The organism is Pontibacillus marinus BH030004 = DSM 16465 (genome assembly GCF_000425225.1).
Lineage (GTDB): Bacteria > Bacillota > Bacilli > Bacillales > BH030062 > Pontibacillus > Pontibacillus marinus.
In genome coordinates this window covers 26,117-44,790 of sequence record NZ_AULJ01000041.1, presented here as the reverse complement: position 1 = coordinate 44,790, position 18,674 = coordinate 26,117, and the positions used below count along the sequence as shown (strand labels likewise).

General features: G+C 38.3%; 20 protein-coding genes and 1 riboswitch. Of the genes, 18 read left to right on the top strand and 2 right to left on the bottom strand.

All coding sequences use genetic code 11. The annotated features are described in order from the left end of the window. Positions 1-85: 85 nt before the first annotated feature. Positions 86-175: a YjcZ family sporulation protein gene (locus H514_RS24315; protein WP_084103087.1), complete on the bottom strand. Its 90-nt coding sequence runs from the start codon at positions 173-175 to the stop codon at positions 86-88. Positions 176-324: 149 nt separating this feature from the next. On the opposite strand from H514_RS24315, the gene H514_RS0109920 reads away from it, so the two are divergent. From H514_RS0109920 to H514_RS0109830, 18 genes are all read left to right on the top strand, one after another. Further along, on the top strand, positions 325-1,068 hold the full coding sequence (locus H514_RS0109920; RefSeq protein WP_027446833.1) for a segregation/condensation protein A: 744 nt from the start codon (positions 325-327) through the stop codon (positions 1,066-1,068). 1 nt (position 1,069) lies between these two features. Further along, entirely contained in the window at positions 1,070-1,663 is a 594-nt protein-coding gene (gene scpB, locus H514_RS0109915) for an SMC-Scp complex subunit ScpB (protein WP_027446832.1), read from the top strand. A gap of 147 nt (positions 1,664-1,810) precedes the next feature. Beyond that, positions 1,811-2,224 carry a hypothetical protein gene (locus H514_RS0109910; RefSeq protein WP_027446831.1) on the top strand — a complete coding sequence of 138 codons (414 nt, stop codon included), beginning with the start codon at positions 1,811-1,813 and terminating at the stop codon, positions 2,222-2,224. 55 nt (positions 2,225-2,279) lie between these two features. After that, on the top strand, positions 2,280-2,768 hold the full coding sequence (locus H514_RS0109905) for a DUF3907 family protein (protein ID WP_027446830.1): 489 nt from the start codon (positions 2,280-2,282) through the stop codon (positions 2,766-2,768). A gap of 56 nt (positions 2,769-2,824) precedes the next feature. Then, on the top strand, positions 2,825-3,709 hold the full coding sequence (locus H514_RS0109900) for a superoxide dismutase (RefSeq protein ID WP_027446829.1): 885 nt from the start codon (positions 2,825-2,827) through the stop codon (positions 3,707-3,709). A 674-nt stretch (positions 3,710-4,383) separates the two neighbouring features. Next, the gene (locus tag H514_RS0109890; protein ID WP_027446828.1) at positions 4,384-5,487 is read left to right on the top strand and encodes a D-alanyl-D-alanine carboxypeptidase family protein; all 1,104 of its coding nucleotides are present in this window, start codon (positions 4,384-4,386) and stop codon (positions 5,485-5,487) included. Next, positions 5,488-6,078, top strand: coding sequence for a nucleoside recognition domain-containing protein (locus tag H514_RS0109885; RefSeq protein WP_027446827.1), 591 nt, complete (start codon positions 5,488-5,490; stop codon positions 6,076-6,078). It abuts the gene before it with no gap. Beyond that, complete coding sequence (locus H514_RS0109880; protein WP_027446826.1) at positions 6,075-6,605, top strand: spore maturation protein; 531 nt, start codon at positions 6,075-6,077, stop codon at positions 6,603-6,605. The genes H514_RS0109885 and H514_RS0109880 overlap by 4 nt, the downstream gene beginning before the upstream one ends. A gap of 196 nt (positions 6,606-6,801) precedes the next feature. Further along, entirely contained in the window at positions 6,802-7,542 is a 741-nt protein-coding gene (locus H514_RS0109875) for a pseudouridine synthase (RefSeq protein ID WP_027446825.1), read from the top strand. 56 nt (positions 7,543-7,598) lie between these two features. Next, positions 7,599-8,150, top strand: a complete 552-nt coding sequence (gene resA / locus H514_RS0109870; RefSeq protein ID WP_036843447.1) for a thiol-disulfide oxidoreductase ResA — start codon at positions 7,599-7,601, stop codon at positions 8,148-8,150. Between the two features lie 30 nt (positions 8,151-8,180). Beyond that, on the top strand, positions 8,181-9,815 hold the full coding sequence (gene resB / locus H514_RS0109865; protein ID WP_027446823.1) for a cytochrome c biogenesis protein ResB: 1,635 nt from the start codon (positions 8,181-8,183) through the stop codon (positions 9,813-9,815). A gap of 34 nt (positions 9,816-9,849) precedes the next feature. Then, entirely contained in the window at positions 9,850-11,052 is a 1,203-nt protein-coding gene (gene ccsB / locus H514_RS0109860) for a c-type cytochrome biogenesis protein CcsB (RefSeq protein WP_027446822.1), read from the top strand. Positions 11,053-11,137: 85 nt separating this feature from the next. Then, on the top strand, positions 11,138-11,854 hold the full coding sequence (locus H514_RS0109855) for a response regulator (RefSeq protein ID WP_027446821.1): 717 nt from the start codon (positions 11,138-11,140) through the stop codon (positions 11,852-11,854). Beyond that, a complete protein-coding gene (locus H514_RS0109850) occupies positions 11,854-13,617 on the top strand; it encodes an ATP-binding protein (protein ID WP_027446820.1) in 1,764 nt (587 codons plus the stop codon). Before H514_RS0109855 ends, H514_RS0109850 begins: the two co-directional genes overlap by 1 nt. Before the next feature lie 95 nt (positions 13,618-13,712). Beyond that, positions 13,713-13,901, top strand: a riboswitch (cobalamin riboswitch). Positions 13,902-14,098: 197 nt separating this feature from the next. Further along, positions 14,099-14,524, top strand: a complete 426-nt coding sequence (locus H514_RS0109845; protein ID WP_051255101.1) for a DUF4430 domain-containing protein — start codon at positions 14,099-14,101, stop codon at positions 14,522-14,524. A gap of 4 nt (positions 14,525-14,528) precedes the next feature. Further along, on the top strand, positions 14,529-15,074 hold the full coding sequence (locus H514_RS0109840; RefSeq protein WP_027446818.1) for an ECF transporter S component: 546 nt from the start codon (positions 14,529-14,531) through the stop codon (positions 15,072-15,074). A 202-nt stretch (positions 15,075-15,276) separates the two neighbouring features. Next, positions 15,277-15,819 carry an RNA polymerase sigma factor SigX gene (sigX, locus tag H514_RS0109835; RefSeq protein WP_027446817.1) on the top strand — a complete coding sequence of 181 codons (543 nt, stop codon included), beginning with the start codon at positions 15,277-15,279 and terminating at the stop codon, positions 15,817-15,819. Beyond that, entirely contained in the window at positions 15,806-17,206 is a 1,401-nt protein-coding gene (locus tag H514_RS0109830; RefSeq protein ID WP_027446816.1) for a GerMN domain-containing protein, read from the top strand. The genes sigX and H514_RS0109830 overlap by 14 nt, the downstream gene beginning before the upstream one ends. Before the next feature lie 865 nt (positions 17,207-18,071). On the opposite strand, the gene H514_RS0109825 is transcribed toward H514_RS0109830, so the two are convergent. Next, the gene (locus H514_RS0109825; protein ID WP_027446815.1) at positions 18,072-18,563 is read right to left on the bottom strand and encodes an inorganic diphosphatase; all 492 of its coding nucleotides are present in this window, start codon (positions 18,561-18,563) and stop codon (positions 18,072-18,074) included. Positions 18,564-18,674 lie beyond the last annotated feature (111 nt).

The window sequence follows — 18,674 nt, the reverse complement described above, 5'->3', positions numbered from 1 at the left end:
CAAAGCCAGAACTTATTACATATACTATGTACAAATGAAATGGAAAACGCGTTAAGCTTGACAGCTTAACGCGTGAAATGAGGTTCTAGTACAACCAGCTAGCCCCTACGATAATTAGTAAAATGAACAACACTACGATTAACGCGAAACCTCCGCCGTATCCGTATCCACTCATTATGAATTCCTCCTTTTTTCTGTTAACGGATAAATGTTTTTTTGATAACATTTATCTTACAGTATTACTTTATGACGGCGGTGCATTTGACGTATGGGCGTTTGTAATGTAATTTGAATATTTAATTAGATGTTAGAAAGGAATAGCCTATGAACGATCGTTATACGGTTAAAATAGACGCCTTTGAAGGCCCGTTAGACTTGCTATTACACTTAATCAATCGGTATGAAATTGATATTTATGATATTCCTGTTGCAGAGATCACAGAGCAATATGTATCTTATATACATACGATGCAACAGTTAGAGCTAGATGTCGCAAGCGAATATCTTGTGATGGCAGCGACTTTACTGGCTATGAAAAGTCAAATGCTTCTTCCGAATCAAGATCTCGATCTTGAAGATGAAGAGTACGAGGAAGAAGATCCTCGTGAAGAGCTAATGAGAAGACTTATTGAATATCGAAAATATAAGGAAGCGGCAGATGGTTTAAAAGAACGTGAATTAGAAGCAAATCAAATCTATACACGACCACCCAAAAGCTTAGATGAGTATCAAGGGGAAGAAAAACCTATAACAACACAAGGTGATGTCACAATATATGATATGATCGGTGCTATGCAAAAACTTTTTAAGCGTAAAAAGTTAGAACAGCCCCTTGAGACAAGAGTGCAAAGACAAGAAATCCCCATTCAAGATCGAATGGACGAAATCATGACGGAAATTGAAAACCATAAAAATGGAATTAGTTTCTATAATCTTTTCCCAGTACCTACGAGACCGCATATTGTAGTAACCTTTATAGCAATCTTAGAACTTATGAAAAGTAGAAAAATATTATGTGAACAATCTAGTCATTTTGAAGAACTAGTGGTGTATAAGATGGAGGAGTAACATGGAAGTACAGAAATATAAAGCTATAGTGGAAGGATTACTTTTTGCATCCGGCGATGAAGGCATGACTAAAAAACAAATCGCTGATGTAATGGATTTAGATGATGAAACAGTTGAACTGGTATTAGATGAATTAAAATATGATTATGACCATGAGAGTCGTGGTATTGCGATTATGCAGTCAAAAGCTTACTTTCATTTGACTACCAAACCCGAACATGCTCCGTATTTCCAGCGCTTAGTGGAATCACCGCATGCATCTCGACTGTCTCAAGCAGCACTTGAAACCTTGGCGATTATTGCATATCAACAACCTATTACTCGTACAGAAGTAGAGGAAGTACGTGGTGTGAAGAGTGAGCGTCCCATTCAAACATTGGTTACACGTAATTTGATTGAAGAGCGTGGAAGAAGAGAAGGTGCTGGGAGACCAATTCTTTACGGGACTACTACAGACTTCTTAACGTATTTTGGCTTAACGTCTATTGAAGAACTTCCTCCCTTACCTGAAGCTGTCGAGCAAGGCGATGTAGAGGATGAAGCAGACTTATTCTTTGAGACGTTTCAGGGAATGGAAGAAGAACAATCAGATTGATCAGTCAAAAAACACTCGTCACTTGGCGAGTGTTTTTCTATACCCTTCCTTATGTAATTCAAGAATTCTTACATTTTGTCAGAATCATCAGAAATTACATTAGTATTATGATAATATAAGATGTAATTAGAAAGGGGGAACATTCTCATGCAATTGCTACAATGTAAAGGTAAAGAGTTAGAAAAAGAGAAAAAGAATTCTCCTGAAGATTTTTTTAATGAATCTACTATTAAATACGTAGATAAGGGAAATGAACATGAGTTACGTGTACTTTATGTAAGGTATTTTGAGGAAGATCTTTCTTCATTTACTCCTTTTGATACAAATCCAATTATGTCTTTTGGTGATCAAACATTTGACTTAAAAGATATAGTGGGGCTGGTTGCACTTATAAAAAAACCTGGTTTTAAACATAGAAAGAGGGTATATATCAATCAACAAGACGAATTCGATGAAATGTTTAAAGATCTTAAATGGGATAAATTACAACAAGTTTGCATGAAATTGGCTGATGGAAAACCATATGACTTAGAATCAACACTTGAGTTTATGACATCATAAGAGTATCTACTCATTTTGGTAACAGCGCAAGCTCATTATTTTGGGAGGCCCTCTCATGAATAATCAAATGGTTCAATCTCAGTTAGAAGACGTAAGAACGGTTTTAAACAACTCGGTACAACGAATTAGTTCTTACTTAGACCAACATTGTCTAGATCAAATGCTAAAAGAAGAAGGTAGTGGGAATGAGGATTACTACTCTTCTCTTTTGAAGGCACTTAGGCGATTAGAAGTTTTTTGTGATGAGGCACATGATGCAGTTCATGTAATCCTCAAGTCAGAAGTATTTCGAAAGCATGCAGCAGAAAAAACCTTATATGGCATATATCATCAATGCATTATGGAATTTTTCTCACCTAAGGGAGATATTTGGTACGAAAATAGTCGTGCTGCTTATACAGGAAAAGATACAATTACGTATCATCATACACCACCAGACTCATTTGAAACACTAATCCATTCTTTGGAAAATGGGTTTCAACAACTTCGTGAGGACTTGGCTTATTATGAAACAAATTACCAAAGAAAAAGCTCTCCATCCTAATGGAGAGCTTTTCACTTTTTCTAGGCGTTAGGCATACGATAGGTCGAGGTGATTGTATGCATAAATCCAAACAACAATATCTAAAATCTCTTCTTAATTGGGCCGAAGAAGTTGAGCAAAAAGTGAATGATACTCATATGAGTGAGGAGAACCAGAAAGAATGGAACAAGAAAATGAATGCTTGGAAAAAAGACATTAAGAAAGTTCTGGAGCAAGATGATGTAACTGATTCTGAAATTGTTCAATTACAACAACAAGGGAAAGAGTTAATCTACAATTTAGAAGAATATTACGATCAAGAAAGACAAAAAAGTTCTGTGGCAGTGGGTGAACATAAACTCCCACCACTCCCTTATCCGTACAATGCTTTAGAACCATATATTTCAGAGGAAATCATGCGTCTTCATCATGATATTCATCACAAAAGTTATGTAGATGGGTTGAATAAAGCTGAGAAGAAGCTTCAAGAAATTCGTCAAAGTGGAGATGCAGACCTCATTAAACATTGGATGAGGCAACAAGCATTTAATGGTTCTGGTCATTTTCTGCACACGATCTTTTGGTTTAATATGAAGCCGAATGGTGGAGGAAAGCCAAAAGGACCATTACTCAAGCAAATTGATAACGATTTTGGAAGTTTTCAAGCCTTTAAGAAAGAATTTACTGAAGCGGCTAAATCTGTAGAAGGTGTTGGTTGGGCCATTCTTGTTTGGGAAATGCGTTCTGGAAGGCTTGCTATCCAAACGGTTGAAAAACATCAAATGTTCTCCTTATGGGATGTTGTACCATTACTCGTATTAGATGTGTGGGAGCATGCTTACTATTTGCAATATCAAACCAAGCGCGGTGAATACGTGAACAACTGGTGGAATATTGTGAATTGGGACGATGTTTCGAAACGATTTAATGAGGTTAAAAATGTGACTTGGACTTTATATTAGAAAAAGCTTTTTGGAGGAAGAAATCATAACTGATTTCTTCCTTTTATATTATAAGGGGTAAATGTTGTTCAACAATCTGGCAGGATTGTTGAAGACTTGATTCCGAGATATTGGTTGGGAGAAGTCCGTTGCTGTTGAGTAATTTGTTCCGGTCAGTGAAACGGCAAGCCTGTTGTGGAAGAAAAGCCGAGCCTCCTCGTGCCTGCGGGGTCTCGTCTTCCCTTTGTTACCACGACAGTTTGCCGTTTCCTTCCCTCCACGCGTTTATAGAGACTAACGGACCATAATTTGGACTTTCCCATCTCAAATTGATTGGAAATCATATTCAGAGAAGTTGCTCAGACCCTTGTCATGAGCGGTTCCGTTAGTCACCATTCGGCAAAGGTGGGATGTGGAGCGGGTTGACTCCAGCGGAAGAACGGAGTGACGAGACCCCGCAGAGAGCTTGCGAATGAGGAGGCTCGGCGCTTCGTCCGCAGGAAAGCAACCCGTTCCACAGCCCGCCTATCTGCACAAAAGCAACGGAACCATACGCACTTTATCTCGATTCCAAGTCTTCAACAATAGGGGGCTATAGTGGAATAGGATATCTACACGTTTTGTATCAAAATCATTCATATGCCTGTCCTCCTAGCATAAATATGTACAAAGCATATTGAATGGGAGGACTACCCTTGAAACGAAAGTCGATCATAATACTAACATTGTGCTTAACCATGTTAATCTCCCCGTTACAGGCTTATGCAACGTCTAAGCCGAATGTTTCAGCGCGTAATGCTGTGCTCATGGAACAAGAAACGGGACGAGTTTTGATGGAAAAGAGAGCGCATGAAAAACGAAATATAGCAAGTATCACTAAAATAATGACTGCGATTGTTGCAATTGAATCTGGTAATTTAGATAAAAAAGCTACTGCTTCACGAAAAGCTGTTTATACAGAGGGCTCATCCATCTACCTCGAACAAGGAGAGAAGATGTTACTAAAAGATTTAGTGTATGGGCTCATGCTACGTTCTGGAAATGATTCAGCAATCGCGATTGCTGAAAAGGTGGGAGGAAGTGTCGAGGGCTTTGTTCATTTAATGAATGAAAAAGCTGATTGGATCGGTATGACCAATACGAACTTTGCCAACCCTCATGGATTAGACCAGGAAGGACATTATTCCACAGCTTATGATATGGCACTTCTAATGCGTTATGCAATGCAAAATGACTTATTTCGAAAAATCTCTGGAACAACTACTTATAAAGCAGACTCAAGGGTTTACGCTTGGGGCAACAAAAATAAATTGCTAACGAAATACTATGAATACTGTACAGGTGGGAAGACAGGATATACGAAAACCGCTGGTCGTACATTAGTTACAACGGCTAAAAAAGATGATATGGAACTTATAATGGTAACGCTGAATGGACCGGATGATTGGAATGACCATAGTCATTCATTTGAATGGGGATTTAAAGAGTATGATATGAAAGAAATTCGTAAAGAGGGCAAATACGACCTGGACTCAGGTGATGAGGAAACAATGGGGTATTTATGGGAAGATGTTCGAGTTCCTCTTACAAAAGAAGAGGTAGGTCAATTATCTGAAAGAGTTATAACAACAAATACAGGCGGATTATCACCTCTTTCATCAATAGTTGGAAAAGCCATATATACTGTCAATGGAGAACAGATTGAGGCCGTTTCGATCATGGCATCTCCTGAAGAGAAGGATCGATCCTATTTTGATCAACTTATTCAGGTCATCAAATCAATGGCAGGAGCCTATTAAATGGTTAACCTCATATGGGTGGCGATGGCAGCAATCGGTATTTTTTATGCCATGATCAATGGGACCATGGAAGATGTCAACGAAGCACTTTTTAAAAGTGCTGATGATGCCGTTATGTTATCCATTGGACTGATTAGTGTATTAGTTTTCTGGCTTGGTCTAATGAAGATTGCAGAAGCCTCTGGTTTACTTGAGGGGATGTCGAAAATATTTAGACCTTTTATAAAACGTCTTTTCCCTGACATCCCACCTGATCATCCAGCTATGGGTTATATTTTATCCAACATATCTGCAAACCTCTTTGGGCTTGGCAATGCAGCTACACCAATGGGCATAAAGGCAATGGAACAGATGAAGAAATTAAGTGGTTCGGATCGTGCTAGTCGATCTATGATTACATTTTTAGCTATAAATACGTCGAGTGTTACGTTAATTCCGACGACTGTTATTGCTATTCGAATGAAATACGATTCCATTTCACCGACTGAAATTGTAGGTACTACGATAATTGCTACACTTATATCAACTTTGGGAGCCATAATCGTTGACCGTATTTTTCACATCATTCGTACACGGAGGAATGAATCATGAGTATTGTTACTACCATAAGTACGTGGCTAATTCCTTGCATTATTTTACTTGTGTTACTAGTAGGGACCTGGAAGAAAGTTCCGACTTACGAGACGTTTGTCGAAGGTGGTAAGGAAGGGGTACAAATGGCGATATCCCTTCTTCCTTTTTTATTAGGGATGATGGTGTCGATTGCCATTTTTCGTGCATCTGGTGCAATGGAAGCTTTTGTTTCTATGCTAAATCCTATTCTGAGTATGATAGGGATCCCAAGTGATATTGTACCATTAGCTATGGTTCGTCCGATTTCTGGTACAGCAGCCTTGGGAATGACAACTGAACTTATATCAACACATGGTCCAGATTCGTTTATTGGTCGATTGGCTTCTACGATGCAAGGTAGTACAGACACTACTCTTTATATCATAACTGTTTATTTTGGAGCCGTAGGAATTAAACGTATGGGAGATGCCTTGAAGGTTGGACTATTAGCTGATTTTATTGGTATAATGGCTTCAATCATAGTAGTCTCAATTGTTTTTGGTTAATAAAAGCGTTAAGATAGGTAGGGTGCTTTTTAATAAGCCTTTAAACAAAGCGTTATAAAGAGGTAAGTTACAGGAAACAACTACTTTTAACCTATAAAGGTCGGAAGTAGTGTTTTCTATTGGAAATAAAAAAGAATGTACGCGCCCAGTTAATATGGGGAAACCAATTCATACGAACGAAAAAGGAGATTCATTTATGTCTGAAAATCGAGAACGTTTACAAAAAGTAATTGCAAATAGTGGTTTTACATCAAGGAGAAAAGCTGAAGAGCTCATACAAGATGGTCAAGTGAAGGTGAACGGAAAGGTTGTCACGGAGCTTGGAACCAAGGTTGGTCCTAACGAAAAAGTAGTAGTAAATGGTATTCCAATTGAAAAAGAAGAGCCTGTCTATCATTTGCTCTATAAACCTCGTGGAGTTATTTCGAGTGTGGAAGACGACAAGGGTCGTAAAACCGTTACAGACTTTTTCCCACAAGTAACACAACGTATCTATCCTGTTGGCCGACTGGATTATGATACATCAGGACTCATTATTCTTACCAATGATGGTGAATTTGCACAATCTCTTATGCACCCGAAACATGGTATTGATAAAGTATATGTGGCGAAGTTAAAAGGTATTCCAACTAAAGAAGAACTACATGAATTGAAAAAAGGGATCGAAGTTGATGGGGAATTTCTGAAAGCTGTTCACACGAAAATTTTATCTACCGATCGAAAAAAAGGAACAGCGATCGTTCAAATGATCCTACATGAAGGAAAAAACCGTCAAATCCGCAGAATGTTTGAGGCAATGGGATATCCGGTTTCTAAATTAAAACGTGAACGATATGCCTTTTTAACGACTCAAGGGCTTCAGCCAGGAGAAAGTCGAGAGCTAACTCCATATGAAGTTAAGATGTTAAAAAAGGCTGCGAGTGAAAATGTTAACTAAACTTTCAAATTTTCAAACCGTTTTCAATGATATAATGACCAGGGGGAGTGACAAGCATGGCTAATAAAAACAAAAAGAAAAATAGGCTTATCTTCCGGGTTATTGTATTGATTGTACTTGCTGCTGCAACGGTCTTTGCATTGTACTCCACATTAACCAAGGATGATCAAGAAGTCATTCAAGAAGGAGATCAAGCACCTAACTTTCAATTGAAAACAGTAAATATGGAACAAGAGACTATGTCACTGGGGGAATTAGAAGGTAAAGGTGTTATGTTAAACTTCTGGGGTACTTGGTGTCCGCCTTGTAAAAAAGAGATGCCATATATGCAAGAGTTGTACCCTGAGTATAAAGAAAAAGGTGTGGAGATCGTTGCGGTTAGTTTAGATGATAGTCGACTAGTTATAGAAGATTTCTTAAACGAGTATGGACTGACATTTCCAATTCTTCATGATAAAACGTATCAAGTGAATGACGCCTATGGAGTGGGATACTTACCAGCTACATTTTTCATTAATGAGGATGGCGAAGTTGTCAAAAAAGTCGTTGGTGGCTTGACACTTGATAAATTAGAAGGTCATTTAAAAGAGATCGTACCAGAATCTTAAGCGCACCTAGAAGATTGAGAGGGTAACGCAATGAACAAAATTAAGTGTGAATGCGGACACATAAATCCTGAGGGTACTGTGCTGTGTGAATCATGCGGGAAGCCTGTGGAACAAAACCAACATATCGATGGTAATAAACATAATAAGCTTCTAAACATGCGTTATGATGGAAGTGCCCGCCGTTCGCAAACCTATAATAAATCGTTCGTAGATAAAATATGGAATTTCTTTTCATCCGTTAAAGTGGGCGTATGGTTGATTGCCATAACATTATTGGCTTCGTCTTTAGGAACCATTTTCCCTCAAGAGATGAATAACCAATCTTCTCTGCCTGCCGATGAGTATTACGAAGTGAACTATGGATTAGCTGGGAAAATCTATTACCAACTTGGATTCCATGATCTATATGGTTCCTGGTGGTATATGTTGCTAATTGCTTCAATTGGAATTTCTCTAGTTATTTGTAGTATTGATCGAGTAGTCCCTTTATATAGAGCTTTGAAGAAACAGAAACCAGTAAGACACGAGTCCTTTCTAAAGCGTCAACGCGTCTTTGGAGAAGCTGAACATGTTACAGATGAAGAGAAAGAAACTCTTTTAAAGCAGCTTAAGGAACGTCGGTTTAAAGTAATGGAACAAGACGGCCACCTATTAGCAGAAAAAGGACGGTTTTCAAGGTGGGGACCTTATGTAAATCACATTGGTCTTATCATCTTCTTAATCGGAGCCCTTCTTCGATTTGTACCTGCAATGTACGTAGATGAACAATTGTGGGTTCGTGAAGGGGAAACAGAAGTGATTCCAGGTACAGAAGGAGAATACTACATAAAGAATGAGGATTTCTTTGTAGAAATGTATGATGAAAACGATGAACGATATAAAGAAGCCATTCAAAAAGAAGGTGGCAGTGTACCGAAAAATTATCAAACGAATGCCGTTCTCTATCAACGTACCGATGATTCGCTTCCAGGTGCACAACCTGAGCTAGAAAAGGTGAAAGAAGGATCTATTCAAGTAAACCGACCATTAAAGATCGATGGATTCGCTCTCTATCAAACAACTTATCAATTAAATGAATTTAAATCGATGTCATTTAAGTTACACGAAAAAGACGATCCAAACGAAGAGTCACTTGGTGAGATCACAGTGGATCTCATTGATCCTAAACAAGAATATAAGCTTGATAATGGCTATCGAGTTGTTCTAGATAAATATTATCCTGAATTTAAAATGGAGAATGGTGAACCGATTACAGAGTCGAAGTATCCTAGAAATCCAGCTTTAGTATTTAATATTTATACACCTGAAAATCCAAATGATCCTGAAGTAAGCATGTTAGGAGTAGGGTTTAACATTGATCCATCTGAGTCAAATGACTATAAGCTTGGGATAACAAATGTTGAAATGCGAGATGTTACAGGTTTAACCATTACTAAAGACCTCACTCTACCGATACTTGGTATAGGTGGGTTCATCTTTATGATTGGTGTGATTCAAGGAATGTATTGGAATCATCGACGTATTTGGGTGCAACCTCGTGAAAATGGCTTATGGATAGCAGGACACACGAACAAAAACTGGTATGGATTAAAACGAGATATCCAACAAGTTATTGCTGGGACAAATATTCCTGAGCCTAATGATCAGCTTGAACGTAAAGAATAACCGACTTGATAAAGGAGGTTAAGGAGGAATAGGAATGGAACTAAGTACAATAAGCAGTTATTTGTTATACACTGCCTTTGTCCTTTATTTAATTGCAACGGTCTTTTTTGCCGCAACAATTAAAGAACAAGAAAAAGCCACTAAGCAATCAAAGGCCGGTAACATCGGTATTGCGATTACCATTATAGGCTTTATCTCACAGGTAGGATATTTTATTACAAGGTGGATTGCAAGCCAACACGCACCTGTAAGTAACTTATTTGAGTTTACTACCTTCTTCGGTATGATGTTTGTATTTGCGTTTATTGTCATTTACTTTATCTACCGGTTTAACTTGCTAGGGCTATTCACATTGCCTGTGGCATTATTAATTATTGCATATGCATCGATGTTTCCAAGAGAAATTTCACCTTTAATACCAGCGCTTAAAACACATTGGCTATACATTCACGTTACAACAGCAGCGATAGGTGAAGCGATTTTAGCTGTCAGCTTTGCTGCAGGTCTTATTTACTTAATACGCACAATTGATCAATCCTCACTGAATAAGAAAACGTTTTGGTTAGAATTCATTATTTATACACTTTATGCGACGATAGGATTTGTTCTTATTACGATGGCCTTTCGTGCAGGTGGATATGAAAATGTGTTTGAATTTCAAGCTACTGATAATAATGGTAAGGAAATTACAGTACAATCGGAATACACTTTACCTCCTTTATTCGGACCTCATGACAATAAGCAACTTACCGAAGGGGCAATGAAACCATTGGTAGAGGTTCCGAGTTGGTTGAAAGGTGAGCAAGCAGCTAGAAAGTTAAACACACTTGTTTGGTCAATCGTGACAGGCTTAGCGCTGTATGGTCTCACATTACTTATTTTACGTAAGAGAGTAGCGGCTTGGATTCAACCTGCCCTACATCGTGTTAATCCAGACCTTGTTGATGAAGTATCTTACCGTGCAGTTGCAATTGGTTTCCCAGTATTTACGCTTGGTGCTCTAATCTTTGCGATGATCTGGGCTCAACAAGCTTGGAACCGGTTTTGGGGTTGGGATCCTAAAGAAGTCTGGGCTTTAATTACTTGGTTGTTTTATGCCTGGTTTTTACACTTGCGACTTTCCAACGGTTGGCATGGAGAGCGATCAGCCTGGTTGGCCGTGATTGGGTTTGCAATCATTATGTTTAACCTGATTGCAGTAAATCTAATTATTGCAGGATTACACTCTTATGCCTAGAATTACAATAAAGAGGCTGCGAATCGTTAGATTTGTAGCCTTTTTTACACATTAAGAATGAATAAGCAAAAGGGGGAGCTCTGACATGGAACAGGGATCAAAAATTTTAGTAGTTGATGATGAGGAACGTATTCGCCGATTAATTAAAATGTATCTTGAAAGAGAAGCATTTGAAGTAACAGAGGCGGAAGATGGAGAAGAAGCTTTAAAAATCGCATTAGAAGAAGATTTTGATGTAATTTTATTAGATTTAATGTTACCTGGTATAGATGGAATTGAGGTTTGTAAAGAGTTACGTGAAAAGAAGGCTACTCCAGTTATTATGCTTACGGCTAAAGGAGAAGAATCTAACCGTGTCCAAGGGTTTGAGGTTGGTACAGATGACTATATCGTTAAGCCATTTAGTCCAAGAGAAGTCGTACTACGTGTGAAAGCACTCCTACGTCGTTCTTCCTCAACGAAATTCTTACAAACAGAAACAGCAGCTAAAGATGTTATTGAGTTTGAACATCTTACAATAGACAATGATGCCCATCGTGTTTTAGCAGATGGTAAGAATGTAAGTTTGACACCAAAGGAATATGAATTATTACTATTCTTGGCACAATCTCCTGATAAAGTCTTTGACCGTGAGGAACTTCTTAAGGAAGTATGGCAATATGAATTTTTCGGAGATCTACGTACAGTCGATACACACGTAAAACGTTTACGGGAAAAGTTAAGCAAGGTATCAAAAGATGCAGCGAAAATGATCGTAACTGTATGGGGTGTTGGATATAAATTTGAGGTTGTGGGTGACTAATGTTTTGGCGGAGTGTCGTTGGTAAGCTATGGTTTACCATTTTACTTCTAGTATCCTTTGTTTTATTTATATTAACTGTACTGTTACTTGAGTTCTTTGAAAATTACCATGTCTTTCAAGCTGAACAAGAGTTAATGCAGTCAGCTAAAAAGATTTCCACTATTGTAGAAGAACATGAAGACCGTGAGTTAGCTCAGTCCATCGCGGAGCAAGTTATTGATCCATCTAGTCGTGTAGTCATTGCCTTTGATCAGGATGATTATTGGGAATCGGACAGATTTAATGATTCGATTCCAAATGTACCAGTGAAATGGATATTTCATCATGAATTATTATCGCAAGTGTTAACACAACGTGAATCAATTAAACAGGAAGAAGTTGTACCTACTACGAATACCAACATCATGATTGTGGGTCACCCTCTTCAGCGAGACGGTGGAGCTGTGTATGTTTACCAATCATTGAAGTTTGTTGAAAAAACCACTTCACAGACGACTAAGATTATATTATTAGGTGCTGGCATAGCTATTATTTTAACTACTATATTTGCTTTCTTCTTATCAACTAGGATTACTGCGCCACTTCGTAAGATGAGAGAAGGGGCATTTGAGTTAGCAAGGGGCGAATTTAATACAAAAGTTCCGATTTTAACTCATGATGAAATCGGAGAATTAGCTATGGCATTTAATCGTATGGGTCGACAATTAAAGTTCCATATTAATGCACTTAATCAAGAGAAAGAGCAGTTATCGGGTATTTTGCGATCTATGGCAGATGGCGTTATTACATTGAACCGAAATGGTAATATGCTTGTTACCAATCCGCCTGCTGAACAATTCATTGAGGCATGGCATTACGAAAATTATGGTTATTCTCAAGGAAAAGAATTACCTGAGGAACTGCAGAAAATGTTGCAAGAGGTCATTTCTTTAGAAAAAGAAGTAATGACTGAACTAAATATTCAAGGGCGTAGTTGGGTTGTTATTATGACCCCGCTTTACGACCGCTCTTTTGTTCGTGGTGCAGTTGCTGTGCTTAGGGATATGACAGAGGAGCGAAGATTGGACAAGCTTCGTAAAGACTTCATAGCCAATGTATCTCATGAATTACGTACACCCATTTCTATGTTACAAGGGTATAGTGAAGCGATTGTAGATGATGTAGCAGAAAGTCCAGAAGATAAAAATGAACTTGCTCAGATCATTTATGATGAATCCCTAAGAATGGGACGATTGGTTAATGAGTTGTTGGACCTTGCTCGAATGGAAGCAGGACATATTCAATTAAATCAAGAATCGGTTTATATACCAGACTTTGTCGAAAGGATCACAAAGAAGTTTCAAGGTATGGCTGACCAACATGATGTAAATTTGTCTCTAAACATTGCAGATAATGTCGAATCTACGCTTATGGATCCAGATCGAATTGAACAAGTCCTTACAAATTTAATTGATAATGGAATTCGACATACAGAATCAAACGGAGATGTATCCGTTTCAATTGAGAGTCTTGAAGAGTATATTCAGTTTGCTGTTACAGACTTCGGAGCTGGAATTGCAGAAGAAGATCTTCCTTTTGTTTTTGAGCGTTTTTATAAAGGTGACAAATCTAGAAAAAGAGAAGAAGGTAAATCGGGAACAGGCCTTGGGTTAGCTATTGCGAAAAATATTGTAGAAGCACACAAAGGGATTATCTCCGTTCACAGTAAAGTGGATGAAGGGACGACTTTCATGTTTAAAATCCCAAAATATAGCGAAAGATAGCCGGATTTGGCGAACAATCTTGTTCCCTATGAAACAAATTTGCACAAATGTACCTTTGCTTCGATGGTAAGGTATGCTAATATATTTAATGAAAACACAATATGTAGGATGAAGGTGCTCAGACGATATTTGAGCTTAAAAGGGAATCTGGTTAAAAGCCAGAACTGTCCTCGCAACTGTAAGTGTGTACGAAAGGGAGTTCCACTGTGCGGCAAGCCGTATGGGAAGGGCCCGGAGTAGGGTGATACACAAGTCAGTAGACCTGCCTGAATCTAGCGTTTCAAAGCTTCGAGGATTGAGCGTTTGAGACGACCGGGATATAACATGAATATTTTAATATAAATGATCATGGAATAACTGTCGTACTCAAAAAGCTTTTCTCCATAGCGGGAAAAGCTTTTTCTTTTAGGATTCCTGGACGTCCAACGTCTGATCCTCTCCAATAGGCAATGAAACCACTAAATTTTATAGGAGAGGTTGGATGAAGATGAAACAAATGTTACGTGTGTTGATCGTGAGTTTATTTATGCTAGGAGCACTAGTAGCGTGTGGTGGAGAAGAGTCACCGACAACAAGTAATGAGAACAACAATGAAGCGAAACAAGAAGAAAATCAGGAAGTTGTTCAAGTAACTGTATCTCAAAACAATGGAGAAAAAGTTATTGCTGAAAAGGAAGTCGAAATTAAAGAAGGTACTTCTGTTATGGAGGTTATGAAAAATAACTTCGACATTAAAGCAGCAAGTGGTGGAGGATTTATCACCACAATTGAAGGTGTAAAAGCTGAACAAAGCGAGAAAATGGCTTGGTTTTACACTGTAAATGGAAAAGAAGCACAAGTAGGAGCGAAGGAATACGAACTAGAGCCAGGTGATAAAGTAGTGTGGGATATGCACAGCTGGGAGTGATCGTGTGAAAACGCAAAAACTAACTTTACTGGCTATGCTAGCCGCTCTGGCTACAGTAGGAAGGATATTATTTTCTAGTCTATTCTATCTACCAAATGTTCAACCAGTAAGCACCTTAGTCATCATTTGTGGAATATGGTTAGGGCCAGTTGAAGGGGTTATTTTAGCTGTTTTATCTACAATATTATCTAACCTAGTACTAGGAATGGGAATATGGACACTACCTCAAATACTATGTTGGGGGATCATTGGATTGATTAGTGGTCTTATTGGTAAGTATCGTAAATCAATTCCTATTTGGGTTTTAGCATTGTTCAGTGCTTTTGCAGGGTATGGTTACGGTTTAGTTATGTCACTAACCTATGGGACAATTGGAAACCATTTCTGGGCTTATTACTTAAGTGGTCTTATGTATGATACGTATCATGCAGTTGGAAATATCATCTTTATGGTTACTTTATATCCAGTACTTTCGAAATTATTTGTTCGTTTTTTGGAGAAAGACAATTTAACATCTTTTAAATCGTTAAAAGAAGTAAACCATTTTTAATGTAATATAAGGATTTCTATAAGGCGTTGAATCCCATAGCGATTCAACGCCTATATTATTCCCAAAGTGGTGAAATTAGGTGTATAAAGTTACCAAATGGTGATTTTTCCCTATTCAAATAAAGGAAAATATTTTATAGTAATTAAGTGTGAAACTTTTTGGATACATAAACGACTATATCATATGAACGGGAGGTTCATGAATGAAATCGGTCTTTCAAGAGCTCTATGAGAATTACCATAAAGACGTCTTTCAATTTTTATTTTATATGGTAAAAAACCGGGAACAAGCTGAGGATCTCGTTCAAGAAGTATATATTAAAGTGATGAATTCTTATGATCGCTTTAAAGGGGACAGCAGTGAAAAAACATGGCTTTTTTCTATTGCACGTCATGTAGCGATTGATCACTTTAGGAAGCAAAAGCGTAAGCGTAATCGTGTGCTTGAATTCTTTGACTGGGGTGAGAAGGGACATCTTATTCAGGATGACCAACCGGAACCTGAAGAAGTAGCTCTTCAAAATGAAGAAATCCAGAAGATATATAGGTGCTTAGACCATTGTTCCGTAGATCAAAAAAGTGTGATTATATTACGATATATTCAATCCATGTCAATTCAAGAAACCGCTGATATATTAGGTATGAGCGTGAGTAAGGTGAAAACAACACAACATCGAGGAATGAAGACACTTCAAAAACTCATGCAAGAGGATCAAAAGGAGGGGATAAACAGTGAAGCAAAATAAGAACTACACCGAAGATGACTTGCAAAACCTCCTGCAAAAAATGCCAGAAGTTGAAGATAGTCAAACACCAGATGAACTGTATAATAAAATATCCTCTCGTTTGAATTCGGCAAAACCGGATAAAACACCATTTTATAAACAACCTTGGGTAGTAACTACCATATCAGCGGCTGCAGTCTTGCTGTTTCTTATAACGACAATGTCTTGGTTGTTTGATGGGACATATAATACAGCAAATGATGGTGCGGAATCTAAGGATTCCTCAAGTGAAGCGAACATGGAAAGGTTCCAAGAAGAAAGTGAGTCTTCTGCATCAGAAGGTGGCGATAATTCCGCTAATGGTGATAGCGCAGGCTCTCAAGATCAGGGAAAAACATTTGACAGTAAGGCAGATGATGGTGCTCAACAGAATGGTGACCAAAATAATAAAGATGCAAATATCAACTCTATAGCTCCTTCAGAAGGAGATGAGTCAAATAGTACAGAGTCATCTGAAGGAAATATCACTAGTGAAGAGAACAAAAAGCAGGAAATAGGTGGACACTCTAAGCTTGAGCAATCCTATGTATTTCCTAAACGACCTCATGACAAGTTCGCAACAATAGCATTGATGGGTACTAATTCAGATGTGGTTATCCCAATTACCATTATTGCACCTCCTAATTGGGGTTCTGTAAATGAAGTATATAATTCAATTGCGAGATCTGTAAAAGCCGACGAGTGGGGTATTCAAGAGTATGCCTTTAAAGATGTAACATTTAATTTGAAAAAAGATCAGAATCTTGTTGAAGCTAATTTCCCGAAAAGTTATTCATTGCCACAAGAGGAGATTAAGGAACAAAACCTTCTTTATGCACTAAAGGAAATGTTCCGACCACATGGTATTCAAAAGATTCAATTACAACGGGATGGAAACGCTGGCGTGAACTTCCCGAATATGGGGGTTAAGAAAGAAATTCAAATTGAAGCATTGAGTGGTAGAGCCTATATGTTGTACCAAAATGGTGAGAATAGACCAGGCTTCTTAGCACCTGTTTCAATAAAAGATCAAACCATTGCTAATGCTTTGAACCATATGAAAAAAGGTTTACCAGCTAAGAATGTTAAGCCCGTTATTCCTCAAAATGCAACGTTCAAGTCAATTAAGGGTCAAGGGGAAACATTACAGATCACCTTAACGAATGATTCTAGCTTTGGTGATAAACCACTTGCTATGATAGAAGCGATTCTATTGACAGCTAAATCATATGGGTATAAAGAAGTAAAGTTTAATAATGCACCACAACAAGAATACGGATATGGTGCTTACAATCTAAATGAAGCCATTCAAGTTCCTGATTTATTAAATCCAAAGCCTTTTAATTTTCCACCAGGAACAGCACCTTGATGAATAACTAAACAGTTCTGTTTTGTAGTACAAATGAGTTTTGTGCTACTTAATGGAACTGTTTTTTCTTATTCCGTTATATGGAAGGATTGTTGAAGACTTGATTTCGAGACTTTGGTTGGGAGAAGTCCGTTGCTTGTATAAGAGTAAGGGGGTCAGTGAAACGGCAATACTCCTGCTGCCCCACACGACGTGGGGTAGGTCGACGTTGCCACACGATGTGGCGGTCTTAGTCGATCTTCATTGTTTACTTGCAGCCTCCTCATCCGCAGGCTCCTTGCGGAGTCTCATCTGCCCTTTCTACTGCGGGAGTTTGCCGTTTTCCTTCCCCCCTTTGCTTTTGTGGAAATTAACGGACCCTGGTTGGTGTGTTCTAAACCTTACGGACATCTGTTCCTTTATTTTGAACTTTAAAGGTGTTTTAAGAGTCATTACGGACATATGGTACCTTATTTGTGAAAATCAGTCTTTTTTAAGGTGATTTGAAGCAAATAACGGAATGAATGTCCGTAAGCTCTTAAAAAAGATCATTTAAAAGCAAATTAGTGGAACAAATGTCCGTAAGCACCGACCTCTCTACATCGCTGCGGTTCCGTTAGTCACCATTCGGCTAAGGTGGGCTGGGAAACGGGCTGACTCCTCCGGAAAAACGGGCGAGCGAGACCCCGCAAGAAGCGTAGCGTATGAGGAGGCTCGATCGTTCGTCCGGGGAAAGCAGCCCGTTTCCCAGACCGCCGCACTCTACTAAAGCAACGGAACCATACGCACATTATCTCGATTCCAAGTCTTCAACAATAGGGGGCTTTAATAGAATAAGTAAAATAAAAAAAAGCAGTGCACTCATGCACTGCTTTTCCCATTAAAGTTATTCACTTTTATACCGATCTAGGCAATCGTCGATAAGCTTGTTTGCTGCTTCAACGCCTTCCCATTCACCGATTTCTGTGATCTTACCTTGAAGATCTTTATACGTCTTGAAGAAATGAGAAATCTCTTCAAGCTTGTGTTGAGGTACATCATCTAGTGTGTGTACATCCTTGAAGCGAGGATCTTCTGTTGGTACAGCTAGAAGCTTCTGGTCTTCTTCACCATCATCAATCATGTTTAAGAATCCGATAACTCGAGATTCAATAACACAGCCAGGGAATGTTGGATTTGTTACTAGAACTAATGCATCTAGTGGGTCATCATCCAATGCAAGTGTTTCATCTATATACCCATATTCAGCTGGATAGAATTGAGAAGAGAATAGTACACGGTCTAGCTTAAAGACACCTTGTTCTTTATCATATTCATATTTGTTTTGACTTCCTGTAGGTATTTCAATAAATACGTCTAATACTTTATTTTCAGCCATACGACATCCTCCTATTGATACAAAATTTATGTATGTGCCTACGGTTTCATATTATATCAACATTTTAGTAGGAAGGAAAGTAGAGAACATGTTAAAATATTGTTATCGAAA

Bases quoted from the DNA above. Each gene is read 5' to 3' on its own strand.
- H514_RS0109920 (WP_027446833.1), top strand. From the start codon at position 325: ATGAACGATCGTTATACGGTTAAAATAGACGCCTTTGAAGGCCCGTTA.
- ccsB (WP_027446822.1), top strand. From the start codon at position 9,850: ATGGAACTAAGTACAATAAGCAGTTATTTGTTATACACTGCCTTTGTC.
- sigX (WP_027446817.1), top strand. From the start codon at position 15,277: ATGAAATCGGTCTTTCAAGAGCTCTATGAGAATTACCATAAAGACGTC.
- resB (WP_027446823.1), top strand. From the start codon at position 8,181: ATGAACAAAATTAAGTGTGAATGCGGACACATAAATCCTGAGGGTACT.
- H514_RS24315 (WP_084103087.1), bottom strand. From the start codon at position 175: ATGAGTGGATACGGATACGGCGGAGGTTTCGCGTTAATCGTAGTGTTG.
- H514_RS0109875 (WP_027446825.1), top strand. From the start codon at position 6,802: ATGTCTGAAAATCGAGAACGTTTACAAAAAGTAATTGCAAATAGTGGT.
- H514_RS0109825 (WP_027446815.1), bottom strand. From the start codon at position 18,563: ATGGCTGAAAATAAAGTATTAGACGTATTTATTGAAATACCTACAGGA.
- H514_RS0109850 (WP_027446820.1), top strand. From the start codon at position 11,854: ATGTTTTGGCGGAGTGTCGTTGGTAAGCTATGGTTTACCATTTTACTT.
- H514_RS0109845 (WP_051255101.1), top strand. From the start codon at position 14,099: ATGAAGATGAAACAAATGTTACGTGTGTTGATCGTGAGTTTATTTATG.
- resA (WP_036843447.1), top strand. From the start codon at position 7,599: ATGGCTAATAAAAACAAAAAGAAAAATAGGCTTATCTTCCGGGTTATT.
- H514_RS0109900 (WP_027446829.1), top strand. From the start codon at position 2,825: ATGCATAAATCCAAACAACAATATCTAAAATCTCTTCTTAATTGGGCC.
- H514_RS0109905 (WP_027446830.1), top strand. From the start codon at position 2,280: ATGAATAATCAAATGGTTCAATCTCAGTTAGAAGACGTAAGAACGGTT.
- H514_RS0109880 (WP_027446826.1), top strand. From the start codon at position 6,075: ATGAGTATTGTTACTACCATAAGTACGTGGCTAATTCCTTGCATTATT.
- H514_RS0109885 (WP_027446827.1), top strand. From the start codon at position 5,488: ATGGTTAACCTCATATGGGTGGCGATGGCAGCAATCGGTATTTTTTAT.
- H514_RS0109855 (WP_027446821.1), top strand. From the start codon at position 11,138: ATGGAACAGGGATCAAAAATTTTAGTAGTTGATGATGAGGAACGTATT.
- H514_RS0109910 (WP_027446831.1), top strand. From the start codon at position 1,811: ATGCAATTGCTACAATGTAAAGGTAAAGAGTTAGAAAAAGAGAAAAAG.
- scpB (WP_027446832.1), top strand. From the start codon at position 1,070: ATGGAAGTACAGAAATATAAAGCTATAGTGGAAGGATTACTTTTTGCA.